The organism is Arthrobacter sp. efr-133-R2A-63, assembly GCF_030209795.1.
Lineage (GTDB): Bacteria > Actinomycetota > Actinomycetes > Actinomycetales > Micrococcaceae > Arthrobacter > Arthrobacter bambusae_A.
The window spans coordinates 23490-37885 of sequence record NZ_JARVRG010000005.1 but is presented as its reverse complement, the minus strand read 5'-3'; the positions used below and the strand labels follow the sequence as shown (position 1 = coordinate 37885).

Annotated in this window: 13 protein-coding genes; 9 read left to right on the top strand and 4 right to left on the bottom strand. The window is 65.1% G+C overall.

Annotation, left to right across the window (positions count from 1 at the left end):
* The 4 genes from QRN45_RS02575 to QRN45_RS02560 all read left to right on the top strand — a co-directional run bounded on the left by QRN45_RS02575 (position 1) and on the right by QRN45_RS02560 (position 4535).
* On the top strand, positions 1 to 579 hold the full coding sequence (locus tag QRN45_RS02575; RefSeq protein ID WP_241707620.1) for a TetR/AcrR family transcriptional regulator: 579 nt from the start codon (positions 1 to 3) through the stop codon (positions 577 to 579).
* Between the two features lie 34 nt (positions 580 to 613).
* On the top strand, positions 614 to 2296 hold the full coding sequence (locus QRN45_RS02570; protein ID WP_241707619.1) for an ABC-F family ATP-binding cassette domain-containing protein: 1683 nt from the start codon (positions 614 to 616) through the stop codon (positions 2294 to 2296).
* A 278-nt stretch (positions 2297 to 2574) separates the two neighbouring features.
* Positions 2575 to 3345, top strand: a complete 771-nt coding sequence (locus QRN45_RS02565) for a DeoR/GlpR family DNA-binding transcription regulator (RefSeq protein ID WP_241707618.1) — start codon at positions 2575 to 2577, stop codon at positions 3343 to 3345.
* The gene (locus QRN45_RS02560) at positions 3342 to 4535 is read left to right on the top strand and encodes an MFS transporter (protein ID WP_284762378.1); all 1194 of its coding nucleotides are present in this window, start codon (positions 3342 to 3344) and stop codon (positions 4533 to 4535) included. Before QRN45_RS02565 ends, QRN45_RS02560 begins: the two co-directional genes overlap by 4 nt.
* A 75-nt stretch (positions 4536 to 4610) precedes the next feature.
* On the opposite strand, the gene QRN45_RS02555 is transcribed toward QRN45_RS02560, so the two are convergent.
* The 4 genes from QRN45_RS02555 to QRN45_RS02540 are packed head-to-tail and all read right to left on the bottom strand — an operon-like array spanning position 4611 to position 8594.
* Complete coding sequence (locus QRN45_RS02555) at positions 4611 to 5018, bottom strand: hypothetical protein (RefSeq protein ID WP_241707616.1); 408 nt, start codon at positions 5016 to 5018, stop codon at positions 4611 to 4613.
* A gap of 58 nt (positions 5019 to 5076) precedes the next feature.
* A complete protein-coding gene (locus QRN45_RS02550; RefSeq protein WP_241707615.1) occupies positions 5077 to 6321 on the bottom strand; it encodes an ABC transporter permease in 1245 nt (414 codons plus the stop codon).
* Entirely contained in the window at positions 6318 to 7046 is a 729-nt protein-coding gene (locus QRN45_RS02545; protein WP_078107090.1) for an ABC transporter ATP-binding protein, read from the bottom strand. Before QRN45_RS02545 ends, QRN45_RS02550 begins: the two co-directional genes overlap by 4 nt.
* Positions 7047 to 7052: 6 nt before the next feature.
* Complete coding sequence (locus tag QRN45_RS02540; protein ID WP_264637128.1) at positions 7053 to 8594, bottom strand: efflux RND transporter periplasmic adaptor subunit; 1542 nt, start codon at positions 8592 to 8594, stop codon at positions 7053 to 7055.
* A 181-nt stretch (positions 8595 to 8775) separates the two neighbouring features.
* Here QRN45_RS02540 and QRN45_RS02535 point away from each other — a divergent pair, with 181 nt between their 5' ends.
* From QRN45_RS02535 to QRN45_RS02515, 5 genes are all read left to right on the top strand, one after another.
* Positions 8776 to 10272 (top strand): bifunctional phosphatase PAP2/diacylglycerol kinase family protein, encoded by a 1497-nt coding sequence (locus tag QRN45_RS02535; RefSeq protein WP_264637127.1) that lies wholly within the window; start codon positions 8776 to 8778, stop codon positions 10270 to 10272.
* Between the two features lie 164 nt (positions 10273 to 10436).
* Positions 10437 to 11435, top strand: a complete 999-nt coding sequence (locus QRN45_RS02530; RefSeq protein WP_284762377.1) for an ABC transporter ATP-binding protein — start codon at positions 10437 to 10439, stop codon at positions 11433 to 11435.
* Positions 11432 to 12322, top strand: coding sequence for an ABC transporter permease (locus QRN45_RS02525; RefSeq protein WP_078107094.1), 891 nt, complete (start codon positions 11432 to 11434; stop codon positions 12320 to 12322). Before QRN45_RS02530 ends, QRN45_RS02525 begins: the two co-directional genes overlap by 4 nt.
* Before the next feature lie 49 nt (positions 12323 to 12371).
* Complete coding sequence (locus QRN45_RS02520; RefSeq protein ID WP_284762376.1) at positions 12372 to 13658, top strand: sensor histidine kinase; 1287 nt, start codon at positions 12372 to 12374, stop codon at positions 13656 to 13658.
* Positions 13655 to 14350, top strand: a complete 696-nt coding sequence (locus QRN45_RS02515; protein ID WP_078107096.1) for a response regulator — start codon at positions 13655 to 13657, stop codon at positions 14348 to 14350. The genes QRN45_RS02520 and QRN45_RS02515 overlap by 4 nt, the downstream gene beginning before the upstream one ends.
* The last annotated feature ends 46 nt before the right edge of the window (positions 14351 to 14396 follow it).

The window sequence follows — 14396 nt, the reverse complement described above, 5'->3', positions numbered from 1 at the left end:
GTGAGCAGCCGGGACGCGGTTCTCAGTGCGGCTCGCGAACAGTTCAGCCGTAAAGGATATGACGCCGCGACTGTCCGGGCCATCGCGGCGGAGGCCGGCGTGGATCCGTCCATGATCAACCACCATTTCGGAACCAAGGAGCAGCTGTTCATGGCTGCGCTTGAGTCCCCCGTGGACCCCAAGGACCACATCACGGCGGTCCTCAGCGGTCCGCCGGAAGGGGTCGGGGAGAGGTTGGTAATGCGTGTCCTGACCGTGTGGGACTCGCCCGCGGGGGCAGCCGGCGTCGCGGTTCTGCGGACGGCGATGCAACATGAGTGGAGTGCCGCGCTGGTCCGCGAGTTCATCCTCAACCGCGCCATCAACCCGCTTCTGGCCGGCCTCGGGGTGTCCGCGGAAGAGGCGTCGTGGCGCGGAAACCTGGTGGCGTCGCAGATTTCCGGACTTATCCTGACCCGCTACCTGATCAAGCTGGAGCCGATCGCTTCGACGCCGCACGCCGTCGTCGCCCGAGCGCTGGGGCCGACCATCCAGCGATATCTCACTGGTGCCGTCGGTGCGGACCACCTGGGCGGCTGAGGAGCCCCCCGCGGTCCGTGGGAAGATTGAACGCGTGGCCCATATTGACGTTTCAGGCATCGACTACTTCCTCTCCGACGGCACCCAACTGCTCAACGGCGTGACCTTCAAGGTCCCGGACGGCAGCAAAACAGCCCTGATCGGGCCCAACGGAACGGGAAAGACCACCCTGTTCAAGATCATCGCCGGCGATCTCACGCCTGACGAAGGAGTGGTGGGACGCTCCGGCACCATGGGCATCATGCGCCAATTCGTCGGCCAGGTCCGCGATGAATCAACCGTGCGGGACCTGCTCGTCTCCGCCGCGCCGCCAGCTCTCGCCGCCGCCGCGAAGGCGGTCGAGGACGCCGAGCTCGCCATGATGGAGCACGACGACGAGCCCACCCAAATGCGGTACGCCCAGGCGATCGTGGACTGGGGAGACGCCGGAGGATACGACGTCGAGACCGTCTGGGACGAAGTCTGCATGGCAGCGCTGGGCATCCCCTTCGACCGCGCGCAGCACCGACCGGCGTCGAGCCTTTCGGGCGGCGAGCAAAAGCGCTTGGTGCTCGAGGCACTGTTCTCCGGACCGGATCAGCTCCTGCTCCTCGACGAGCCGGACAACTACCTCGATGTTCCGGGCAAGCGATGGCTCGAAAGCAAGCTCAATGAATCCAAGAAGACGGTCTTCTTCATCAGCCACGACCGCGAGCTGCTCAACAACGCCGCTGGCCGCATCGTGACGCTGGAACCCGGCATCAACGGCGCCGGGGCCTGGGTGCACGGCGGCGGCTTCGGCACCTACGTGGACGCGCGCATCGACCGCAACGCGCGCTTCGAGGAACTGCGCAAACGCTGGGACGAGGAGCACTTGAAGCTCAAGGAACTCGTCATCATGTACAAAACCAAGGCGGCGTTCCGCTCGGACATGGCCAACAAGTACCAGGCTGCCCAGACGCGGCTCGCCAAGTTCCTGGAGGCCGGGCCGCCCGAGGCCTTGCCGCTGGAGCAGAACGTCAACATGCGCCTCAAGGGAGGCCGGACGGCCAAACGAGCGGTGGTGGCTGAAAAGCTTGAACTTACGGGCCTGATGAAGCCGTTCTCCACCGAAATCTGGTTCGGCGACCGCGTGGGCGTGCTGGGTTCCAACGGTTCGGGCAAGAGCCACTTCCTGCGGCTCCTCGCCGCTGGCGGCACCGACCCGGAGCGCGAGCACTTGCCCGTTTCCGACGTCGAGATCGCCGAAGTTCCGCACGAAGGAACCGTCAAACTGGGTGCCAGGATCCGTCCCGGATTCTTCGCGCAGACCCATTCCCGCCCGGACCTCATCGGCCGGACGCTCCTGGACATCCTGCACCGGGGTGACGAACACCGTTCCGGGCTGGGCCGCGAGGCTGCTTCCGGCGCGCTCGACTCCTACGGGCTGGTGGGCTCGGCGGAACAGAAGTATGAGTCGCTCTCCGGCGGCCAGCAGGCGCGTTTCCAGATCCTGCTCCTCCAACTGTCGGGCGCCACGCTCCTGCTCCTCGACGAACCGACGGACAACCTGGACCTGCACTCGGGCGAAGCCTTGGAACGTGCCATCGACGCGTTCGAAGGCACCGTCCTGGCTGTCACCCACGATCGCTGGTTCGCGAAGTCCTTCGACCGCTTCCTCGTCTTCGGATCCGACGGCAAAGTCTACGAGTCCGCAGAGCCCGTCTGGGACGAGTCCCGGGTAGAGCGGGCGCGCTAGCCTCCAGGCGCCACCGACGCCCGCTCACCTTTGGTGGTTTTTTCGGGAACGTCCGCTCACGTCTTGAATGGGTGAGCGAGCGTCAGCTTGAAACCCCGCATAGGTGAGCGAGCGTCTACCGGAAGTGCCGCATAGGTGAGCGAGCGTCTGAGCCGGTGTCACGCAGGGCGAGTTCCACATCCACTCCGCGCCCCGCTCTCGCGCCGGGCACGTCCAAACCACTCGCCCATATGATCACGACTGATGATTAAATGCTCATTCTTGGATAGCATATGAGCATGAGAACTGCTGACCGCCACCGGCTCATTGGCGAGCTGCTGCGTGAGCGTGAAGAGATCACGGTTGACGAGCTCGTTGCCGAATGCGGAGCCTCGGGGGCCACTATTCGGCGCGACCTGGAAATCCTCGCTTCCCACGGCGTCCTGCGCCGCGTGCATGGCGGGGCCCGCAGCCTCGTGGACCGCGGTGACAACCCGGGCTATGGGCAGCGCGAACTCGAGGACCAGGACGCTAAGGAGAGAATCGCCGTCGGCGTCGAACGGCTGCTCCGCGACCGCGATCACGTGTGGCTGGACAGCGGTTCCACGGCAACGGAAATCGCGCGCCGGCTCGCGCAGCGGGAACTGACCATCATGCCGATGTCCCTTCGTGCGGTGGAATTCCTGGCCGCCGACATTCCCTCTGGACGGCGTCCCGGTCTCTTGTTGCCTGGCGGCAGCCTGGTTCCCGGCGAGCAGTCGTTCCGTGGGCCGATGGCAGAGGCCAACATCCGCTCCTTGCGTTTCGACGCCGCAATCGTCACGCCCTGTGCCATCAACCTCAAGGACGGCCTGCTGGCGCACGATCTCGAGGACGCCGCGATCAAACGGGCAGGCCTGGAATCGGCCGGCCGGGTAATCGTGGCCTGCACGGGAAGTAAATGGAATGCACAGGCCGTGGCTCTGGTTGCAGCCATGGATGCGGTAGATGTCATTGTGACGGACCGGAAGCCAAGCACTGAAGAACGCACCCTACTTGAAAATCTCTCCGTGGAAGTTGTGACCGTATGACCACCAGCACCCGAACCGCCCCGAACGTCAAAGCCGCAGCAATCGCCACCTTCCTGGTCTTCGGAATGAACGGGCTGGTTTTTGCCAGTTGGGCGGCCCGGATACCCGCCGTCACCCAGACCCTGCACCTGACGTCAGGCCAGATGGGCACCCTGCTGCTGTGCACCGCCGTCGGGTCCCTTGTGGCGCTGCCCTCCGCGGGGTGGGTTGTCGGCAGGATCGGTACGGCCGATACCGTCCGCGCTGCCGGTCTGCTGGCCGCCTCTGCCGGAGCGGCCATCGCGTTCTCCTTGATGGCCGGCTCCGTGGCCGCCACCGCGCTTGCGCTGTTTTTCTTCGGCGTGGGGGTCGGGCTATGGGATGTGTCGCAGAATATCGAAGGGGCCGACGTCGAACATCGCCTCGGGCGCACCATCATGCCGCAGTTCCACGCGGCTTTTAGCGGGGGCGCCTTTGTGGGTGCGGTGCTTGGTGCGTGGCTTTCCCAGATCGGCGTTGGACTTCCGGAGCACTTGCTGGTCATCGCCGGCGTCGTGGTTCTTCTCACCTTGATCGCACCCCGTTACTTCATGCCCCACGAAACCACGGGAACGATGCCCGACGACGGCGCGCCCGCCGTGAAGGGCCCCTCGGCCTGGCGGGACTCCCGCACCCTGTTGATCGGCGTCGTGGTCCTCGGGGCGACCCTCACGGAAGGCGCCGGAAACGACTGGATCGCCAAGGCGTCGGTGGATGGCCTGAATGCTTCCGAATCGACGGGCGCTCTTTTGTTTGCGCTCTTTGTGGCCGCGATGACACTCATGCGTTTCTTCGGCGGCCGCGCGATCGACAGGTTCGGGCGCGTATCCGTGCTGCGGGTCAGCATGGCCGCCGCTGCAGTGGGCCTGACGCTCTTCGTCTTCGCGGGAAACCTGGTCCTTGCCGGGGCGGGTGCGGCCCTTTGGGGCATCGGCGCAGCCCTGGCCTTTCCGATGGGCATGTCCGCTGCTGCGGATGATCCGAAACGCGCAGCCGCACGCGTGTCGGTGGTCTCGACCATCGGTTATGTCGCGTTTCTCGCCGGTCCGCCGCTCCTCGGTTACTTGGGCGACCACACCGGAATCCACATGGCCCTGCTTGCCATCGGTGTTCCGATCCTGATTGCCCTGTGGTTGGCAGGCGCCGCGAAGCCCCTCGGTAAAAGCAACTGACTCGCAGTTGTTGTCGTTATGAAGCGTCAAAACGACAACAACTGCGAGTCAGTTGGGTGGCTACGGCGGCGGTAGTTACGGAGCCGAGGTGGCGGGTGCCGAAGGAATGGCGGTCGGCGATGCCCCGTTGGTCGGAGCGCCGCTCTGCCGGTTCCGGCCCTGGCCGCCGTTGAAGTTCTGGAACTGGCCGCGGCCGGGACGGGCCTGGCCCGCGTCCATTGCCTTGGTGACGCCGACGCCCGCAAAGAACCCGACGGCAACCAGCAGCACTGCAAGGAGGATCTGCGTCAAGCGACCCATCTTGAAGCGCTTCTTGGGCACGAACGGCTCCGACGGCTGGGGCTGGCCCCAGCCCTGTCCGCTGGGTTCCTGGCCGGTGGCTTGCAGGACCGCGGTCGGCTGTCCGGCGTGCGGCTGCTGGGTGTAGGGCGGCTGGGGTTCCGGCTGGTTGGTGGTGCCGGGCTCCGGTGCTGAGTAGGACATTTAGGGATCTCCTGTTTGGCTGTTTTCTTTAGTTGCTGGGGAGTGGAACTGTGGGCGGCTATTCGTACCGCAGGGCGTCGATCGGCCGGAGTTTCGCCGCCTTGTTGGCCGGGTAGATTCCGAATACCAAGCCGATCGCCGCGGATACCAGGAACGACAGCCACACGGTCCACCACTGGACTTCGGGCTGTGTTCCCAGCAGGGGGAAGGCGCTGCCGATATAGCCGGCGGCGATTCCGAGCACTCCGCCGATCAGCGAAATGATGAGCGATTCGATCAGGAATTGGCTCACGATGCTGCCCCGCGAAGCTCCGATCGCCTTGCGGATGCCGATTTCGCGGGTACGTTCGGTGACCGTGACGAGCATGATGTTCATGACGCCGATCCCGCCCACCAGGAGCGAAATGCCGGCCACGGCTCCCAAGAGCACGGTCAGCGTCGCCGTCGTGGTGGTGGCGGTCGTGAGGATCTGCGCCTGGTTCCGCACTTGATAGTCACGGTTGGCGGAGGTGACGTTGTGCCTGGCATCGAGGATCATTTGAACCTCGTTCTGGGCCTGGTTCATCACGTCCGCTGACTTCGCCTGGACCGTGATCGAGGCGAGGGACGGCGAGTACCCCGTGAACTTGTCCTGGGCTGCGCTGTAGGGGATTACCACAATGTCATCCGGATCGTTGAGGCCCGAGGACCCCTTTTGAGCCAAGACGCCGGAGACCACGAAGTTCTGGCCATTGAGGGCGATGGTCTGCCCCACGGCCGAGGTCACCGAGCTGCCCACCAGGTCCTGCGCCACGGTGTTGCCGATCACGGCCACTGCGGTGCCGCTGCTGGCGTCACCATCGCTGAAGTAGGATCCCGCCGCGAGCGTGTCGTTCGAAATGGAAAAGTACGACGGCGTGGTCCCCACGAATGTTGCGACCGCGTGGGTTGCGTCCTGGTAAGTACCCGTGACGTTCTGTGCCGTGACCACCGGCGCCGTTGCGGCGACGTCGGGGGCCATCACGGGATCCGTCAGCGCTGCCATGTCCTGGAGCGTGAGGTTGGTGCCACGGGACCGCGGACCGGTGACGGCTTGTCCGCCTGCGGCTCGGCCGCCGGCTGTCGTCTGGCGGCTCACGGTAAGCACGTTGGTTCCCAGCTTGCCGATCTGGGTCTTGATGGCGTTGGAGGTTCCGGCGCCTACGGCCAGCAGGATGATGACGGATGCGATGCCGATCAAGATGCCCAACGTGGTGAGGATGGAGCGCATCTTGTTGGCCATCACCCCTGTCAGGGCGAAGCGGACGGATTCGGCGATCATCATGCCGGCACCGCCGTGGCTACCGGGTGGGCGTGGACGTCCCGAAGCCGGTGGTCCTCAATGATGTGTCCGTCCTGGAATCGCACAACACGGTTGGCCCGCGCCGCGACGTCCGTCTCGTGGGTAATCATCACGATGGTCCGGCCGTTGGCGTGCAAGGACTCGAAGAGATCCAGTATTTCGTGCGAGGACTTGGTGTCCAAGGCTCCCGTCGGCTCGTCGGCCAACAACAATACGGGGTTGGTCACAAGCGCCCGGGCGATGGCAACGCGCTGCTGCTGTCCACCCGAGAGCTGCGAAGGCTTGTGGTCGGCGCGTTCCGCCAAACCCACCGAAGCGAGCACTTCCAGGGCCCGCTCGCGCCGTTCCTTGCGGTGCACCTTTGCGTACGCGAGCGGCATGGAGACGTTGTCCACGGCCCGCGTGCGCGGTATCAGGTTGAAGTTCTGGAAGACGAAGCCGATCTTCCGGTTGCGGATCTGGGCGAGCTGGAATTCGTCCAAGGTCCCGGTATCGATGCCGTCCAGGTGATAAGTCCCCTGGGTGGCGCCGTCGAGGCAACCGATGATGTTCATCATGGTGGACTTTCCGGAGCCCGAGGCACCGATGATGGCTACGAAGTCGCCCCGGTCAATGGAGATGCTGACGGAATCAAGCGCCCGTACTTCGGCCTCCCCTTTGCCATAGATCTTGCTCACGGAGTCCAGTTGGATGACAGCGTCGTTCACGGCTGATTACCCGCCATTTCCGCGTGTGCCACCGGTGCCGCCGCCCGTAACTCCGGCGCCGCCTGTTCCACCGAATCCACCCGTGCCGCCGAATCCGCCCGCACCGGTTCGTCCGGTGGTGCCGGTGGTGTCAAGAGTTGAGGAGATGGCCGGGAGCTCAATCTGATCGCCCGCGCTGAGCCCGGTGAGCACCTGGGTGCGGCCGTTGTCCGTGATCCCGGTGGTGATGGTCACCGCCGTCGTGGTCCCGTTCTTCATGACATTGACGGTCTGCTTGGTTCCGGTGGTGGTGATCGCCAGCGAAGGCACCGCCAAAGCGTTCTTGGCGGTCGCCGTGGTCACGGAGATATTTGCGCTCTGGCCGAGCCGGAGGTCAGCCGGGGGGTTCTTGATGGAGATCGTCACGGGATAGCTGACAACGTTATTGGTGGTTGTGGCGTTCTGGGCGATTGCCGTGATGGTACCGGTGACCGGTGCCGCGGACGGGTCGGTCTTGAGTGCCGGGAAGGTGAAGGTGGCCGAGTCGCCGGTCTTCATGGCGGCGATGTCCGATTCGGCGAAGTTGGCGATGACCTGCAGGTGCGCCGTGTCGCTGATCGTGATCAGCCCGGAGGACGACGTGCTCGCGGCGCTTGTTGAAGTGCTGCCGGAGGAAGCGGACGCCCCGGAAGAGGAGGATCCGGAACCGGATGAACCGGAGCTGCCACTACCGGCGTTGCCTCCGACGACGGCGTTCACGGCGGTGACCGTACCCGAAACCGGGGCCGCGAGTGAGCAGGCCGCCAGGTTCTTGGTCGCAGTGTCGACCGCAATCTGGGCAGAAGTCGTGTTGGACGTGGCGCCGCCGCCGCTCTGGGCGGAATTGAGGGCGGTCGCGGCCGAGGCGACCTGCTCTTTGTCCTTGAGGGCCGAGCTGGCTTGCTGGTTGGCTGCCTGGGTCAGTGCTTGGTTGTCCTTTGCCAGCTGGGCCTGTGCAGCGCTGAGGGCGGATTGCGCGGGTTGGCTCTTCGGCTGGGCACTGGCGGTGGCCTGCGCAGAAGCGACGGTTGCATTGTCATTGTTCACGGCCGTCTGCGCGGCGGCCACGGCACTGGCTTGCTGGCTCGCGTCCAGGTTGGCCGTTTGCTGGGCGTTGGTGAGGCTTTGGCTCGCTGAAGCTACCTGGTTGCTGGCTGAGGCCTGCTGTTGGTTTGCCTGCGCCGCGGCGGAATCCAGCTGGGCCTGGGCAACCGCCAGGGCGTTTTGCGCGTTCGTCGGATCAATGGTGACGAGTACCTGCCCGGCCGTGACCTGCTGGCCTGTCACCGCGGAGACCGTGGCGATGGGCCCGGTGCAGTTCTGCGCGTTGATGACCGTGGTGCTCGCGGGCGAGACGTTTCCGCTTGCGGTAGATACTGCGGTGAGGTCCGCTGCGCTGACCGAGACCGTCCGGGCGGTGGTGTCTGAAGCCGTCTGCGGCACGCCGTTCAGCACGAAGAAGGCACCGGCGGCAAGGCCGACAACGACCACCCCGATGCCGCTGTTGATGAGTTGAGGTTTTGAGAGCATGCCCGAAGACTATGGTGGCTGTCTTGGAGCATGCCGAGTGCTACCTGATGGTTTACCCTATGTGACGCCCTGCCAGGCGTGTCGCTTGAGCCATGCCCGCGGGGGGCTGCGAGACGCGTGCACGGGTAAATGACCACCGGCCATCCCACCAGACTATCCGACCCGCCGATAGTCTGGTGGGATGCGAAGCATGCTGCGATGGGGGCCGGACCGGATAGCGCGATTGGATCGGGCGGCGGTCCGGGCGGTCTCGCGGTGGCCGGAAGGCCCGCATGACGACGTGTGGAAAACCCTCTCGCGGGCCGCAACCAAGGGCAAGCTCTGGTTTGCCGTGGCTGGCGTTTGTGCGGCATTTCCGGGGAAGCCCCGCAACGCAGGGATCCACGGACTCCTGGCCCTCGGCGTTGCGTCGGCGGTCACCAATCTCGGGTTCAAGGCGCTTCTTCCGCGGACGCGTCCATTGCCCGAACTCCTTCCGGCATTCCGGTTTGTCAATCCCCAACCCACAAGCTCTTCGATGCCTTCGGGCCATTCGGCGTCCGCGGTTGCGTTCACTCTTGGCGTCGCGCTGGTGAGCCCCCGCCTCGGAGCGACCTTGGCTCCGGTTGCGGCAGGTGTGGCGTATTCCAGGGTTCATACCGGCGCCCACTGGCCCTCCGACGTGATGCTCGGCTCGGCAATCGGCGCAGGAGCGGCGCTGCTCACGCGAAAGTGGTGGCCTGCCCGGCCCCCGGTTCCGGACACGGACCGTTCACCGGCCGACGCGCCTGCAGTCGGCGACGGCGAGGGGCTCAGCATTGCGGTCAACGCACTTGGCGGATCCTACTCGCCGGAGACCGAGGCCCAGCTTCGGGAAATATTCCCCAAATCGCATATAAGACTGATTTCCGACGGCGACGATGTAGTTGCCGAAGTGCGGGCCGCGGCAGGGCGCCCCGGGACGAAGGCCCTGGGCGTGTGGGGCGGTGACGGAACTGTCGGCGCCGCCGCTGCCGCCGCCGTCGAGCACGATCTGCCCTTGCTGGTGCTGCCTGGCGGGACGCTCAACCATTTCGCGCGCGACGTGGATGCCCGATCCCTCGAAGGGGCCCTCAAGGCTGCCAAAACGGGAGCAGCAGCATGGACGGACCTGGGCCATGTGAGCGCGGGCCGCGGCATCGACGGCAAGGACGAAACCGCCGAACTCATCATGCTCAATACCGCGAGCGTCGGTGTCTACCCCAACCTGGTGCGACGACGCGAACGGCTGCAGCCCGCCATGGGGAAGCCCCTGGCGGGACTCGTCGCCGGCTTGCGGACGTTCGGCGCGGCACGGCCCACCACTCTCCGGATCAACGGTGTCCCCCACAAGTTGTGGATCCTCTACCTGGGCCGCGGCCGTTACTACCCGCGGGACCTGGCGCCGCTGACCCGTCCCGTGCTCGACGACGGGGTGCTGGACATCCGCATGGTGACGGCCGATGAGCCTTTCGCACGGTTGCGTCTGCTGTGGGCGGTCCTCACCGGAACCGTGGACACGTCCAAAGTCACCCATCTCAGCGAAGCGGCGGAGCTCAGGATCGAGGCGTCCGGAGAACCGCTCGTGATCGCGGTCGACGGCGAGCCGTTGCCCGGCGTGCGGACCGCCGACTTCACCGTGAAGCGCCGGGCGCTACGGGTGTATTCACCGCTTTACTAATGCTTTCCCAGCGGTGGGATCCCTGGCCCAAGCCGGAGTCATCCATAGGGACTACCCTGAGTGACCCCTGAATCATCCCTGAGACCGGCGAATTCGGCCCTCCCGGTAGCTAGCGTTGTACCTACAGTCACCACCTAGCTGCAGCAAGCGGAGGGAACGCTTCCATGATTGAGGCAACAGGCTTGAGGAAGGTCTACGGCGCAAAGACAGCCGTGGATGGAATCAGCTTCACCGTACAGCCCGGGAAAGTCACGGGCTTCCTTGGCCCGAACGGCGCCGGCAAATCCACCACCATGCGCATGATCATGGGCCTGGACCGCCCGACCTCGGGCGACGTCATCGTCAACGGCCGGCACTACTCCCAGCACAAAGCCCCGCTCCACCAAGTGGGAGCGTTGCTCGATGCCAAGGCGGTGCACACCAGCCGCAGCGCGTACAACCACCTGCGCGCCATGGCCGCAACCCACGGGATTCCGAACTCACGCGTCGAGGAAGTCATCGAGATGACCGGCCTCACCGCGGTAGCCAAGAAGAAGGCCGGAGGGTTCTCCCTCGGCATGGGCCAGCGGCTTGGCATCGCCAACGCACTCCTCGGTGATCCCCAGACGCTCATCCTCGACGAACCGGTCAACGGACTCGATCCCGAAGGCGTCCAGTGGGTCAGGAACCTCGCACGCTACCTGGCAAGCCAGGGCAAGACCATCTTCATCTCCAGCCACCTCATGTCCGAGATGGCCCAGACCGCGGACCACCTCATTGTGATCGGTCGCGGCAAGATCATCGCCGACACCACGGTGGATGCGCTGATCGAGAGCCAGTCCCGCAAGCGCACTTTGGTCCGTACCTCGGAGACGACGCGCTTGTCCGAGTTGCTGGCCCGCGACGGTGTCCGCGTGGAACAGAACGAACGGGAAACCCTGGAGGTATACGGGGTGGAGCCGCTCCGCATCGCCGAACTCGCCCTCGACAACCGGGTGCTGGTTTACGAGCTCACGCCGCTCACGTCGTCGCTGGAAGAGGCCTATTTCCAGCTGACCAAGGACGAGGTGGAGTACCACTCGCACATCACCGGTGGACCGACGGCACCAGGCGGGCCGCTGGACGCAAACCCCGCCAGCGTCGGCGCCACCCCCGCTGCCACCATGGAAGGGATCCAGTCATGAGCACCACCACCGTCAGCAAGAAACATGCGGTCCCGTCAGCCGGAACCGGTGGCGTCACTTTCCTCAGGGTGTTGAACTCCGAAGCCATCAAGTTCCGGACCCTCATGAGCACGAAACTCCTGTTGGTCCTGACCTTCGTGGCCATTGTCGGCATCGGCCTGCTGTCCGCCTTGGTCCGCTGGAACTTCATCAACCAGATGGTCGAAGTCGGCCGGCAGGGTCACAAGGAAACGGTGCAGCAGGCCGTTGACTCCTTCCCTCCCGGATCGGGGTTCAGCCTGTACAACCTGCCGAACGCCGGACTCAACATCGGCATCCTGGTCATGGGATCGCTGGCCGTACTGTTCATCGCCTCTGAGTACGCCACCGGCATGATCCGGTCGACCATGAACGCGGCTCCGGGCAGGCTCTCCACGTTCGGCGCCAAGGCCGTGGTCCTGGTTGTGGTCTCCTACGTCCTGTCGGTCGTGGCCGGCGTGGTGACCTTCCTGTTGGCGTCACCCATGTTCGCCAACTTCTCCCTTGACCTCGGCTGGAACACGGACGGCGTCCTCTACAGCGTTTTCACCGGCGGCCTGTACGTCTCCGGTGTTGCGCTGATCGGCCTCTCCCTCGGAACACTGCTGAAGAACCCGGCCGGCGGAATCACCGTCCTGGTGGGCATCATGTTCGTCCTCCCGTTCGCCGGCCAGTTCCTCAGCCTCGCGCCCGGTGACTTTTGGAAGTACGTCCCGCAGTACCTGCCCAGCGAGGCCGGTGGCCGCTTCCTGTCGATCGGCCACGTAGACGGCACCCTGGATCCGTGGGCGGGCGGCCTCGTGTTCCTCGGCTACGTCATCCTGTTCATGGTTCCTGCCCTCATTGCCCTCAAGAAGCGCGACGTCTGATTCGCACTTCAGGGACACCCGCTCAAGGCAAGGCCACTAGGCTCAAGCCATGAGTGAAGAGTTGCCAGCACAGGACGCGTCGGCCCACGGAGCCGACGCGTCCTTTGCTGAAATCACGCTGCGCCGCCGTGGCAGGATCCGCCGCTATCTCTTCGAGCACCCGCGGGTCATGGACGCGGTGGTGGTGCTTTGCTATTCGTTGCTGGCACTGGCCACGTTCATCAGCTCCATCGTGGACGGCAAGTGGTTCGCCGCACTGCTCCTTGTTGCCATCGCCGCCATCCTGTTCCTTCGGCGCCGCAATCCGCTCAGTGTCACTGCGGCCGTTGCGGTCCTCGAAGTGGCTGTGACGCTGCTGAATCCATGGGGTTCGAACGTCTCGGCGGGACTATGGTTTGCGCTATATGCCGTGGCCGTGGGGAGGGCGCGGACCTTCGCGTTGATAGTGTTTGGCGCCGCAAGCCTGCCGCTGACCCTCGTGTACCTCTTCATGTGGACCAGCCCGGTTGCCCCGTCCAATGGAGAGGCGATTCCGGAGAACTTCCACCTCATCAGCAACATCGCGGCCGCGGTCAGCATATTGTTGTCCAACCTGATCGCCACCGGCATCGGCATTTCCGTTCGGCAGCGACGTGAGCATGAGAGCGAAATCAGGGCGTGGGCAGCCCGCACGGCCCGCCTGGGGTCGGTCACCGAACGGAACCGGATCGCCCGGGAGATGCACGACGTCGTGGCCCACTCCCTGACGGTCATGATCAGCCTCTCGGACGGCGCCGCCGTCGTGGTCAAGAAAGATCCGGAGCGCGCCGGCGAGGTGCTTGGCGAACTGTCCCGCACCGGCAGGACTGCGCTGGCCGATATGCGCCGCGTCCTCGGCGTGCTGCGGGACGACACTCCCAGGTCGGCGCCGCTGGAGCCCTTGGTTTCCGGGCACGACCTGAGCAAGCTGCTGGATGGATTCCGGACGGCGGGGTTGCCGTTGCACTATTCGCACACGGGACCAGCCCTTCCTGAAGACCCGGCGTTCCAACTCACCGTGTACCGGATCGTGCAGGAATCCCTGACCAACGTGCTCAGGTACGGGCGCTCCTTAAGCCAAGTGGAGGTGCGGATCGTGCGGGAGGGCGACTCGGTCACCATCGACGTGCTCGACGACGGCCGGGGCTCCCGGGATCCGGGAACCGAAGAGGCGGGGCTGGGAACGGGCCAGGGAATCGCGGGGATGCGTGAACGTGCGGGAATTTATGCTGGATCCGTGGATGCAGGTCCCGGCATTCCCGGCGGGTGGCGTGTCCATGCGGAACTGAAGTGGAACGGCGACAAGGTGAAATCATGAGTGACAACGCTCCCACCAGGGTTCTGCTGGTGGACGACCAACCCCTGCTGCGCATGGGATTTCGGCTCATCCTGGAAGGCGAAGGCGACCTCGAGGTGGTGGGCGAAGCGTCGGACGGCGCCGAGGCTGTGCGGAAGGTGGCGGAACTGGAACCGGACGTGGTGCTCATGGACGTCCGGATGCCTGCCATGGATGGAATCGAAGCCACGCGGCGGATCACGGCTTCGGCCTCCAATGCCCGGATCATCATCCTGACCACTTTCGACCTCGATGAATATGCGTTCTCCGGCCTGCAGGCAGGCGCCTCCGCCTTCCTGCTCAAGGACGTTGCGCCTGCCGAGCTCGTCCAGGGCGTCCGGCTCGTGGCGAGCGGCGATGCCGTGGTGGCTCCGAGGGTCACCCAGCGGCTTCTGGAGACCTACGTCCGCGGGGGCCGTGTGCCCGGCCAGCCCACGGCGCAGCCCCGCGATCCATTGCTCGAAGAATTGACGCCCCGCGAAACCGAGATGCTCGAGGCGATCGCCGGAGGGCTGTCCAACGCGGAAATCGCGCACAAGTTCTTCCTGTCCGAGGCCACGGTCAAGACCCACGTACGGCGGATCCTCACCAAGCTGCACTTAAGGGACCGGGTCCAAGTGGTGGTCTACGCGTACGAAACAGGGCTCGTGATCCCGAGCAATCCGGATTACTAGGACGCGGATACTGCGTGGCCGGCGTCATCCGCGGCCGCGGCTAGAC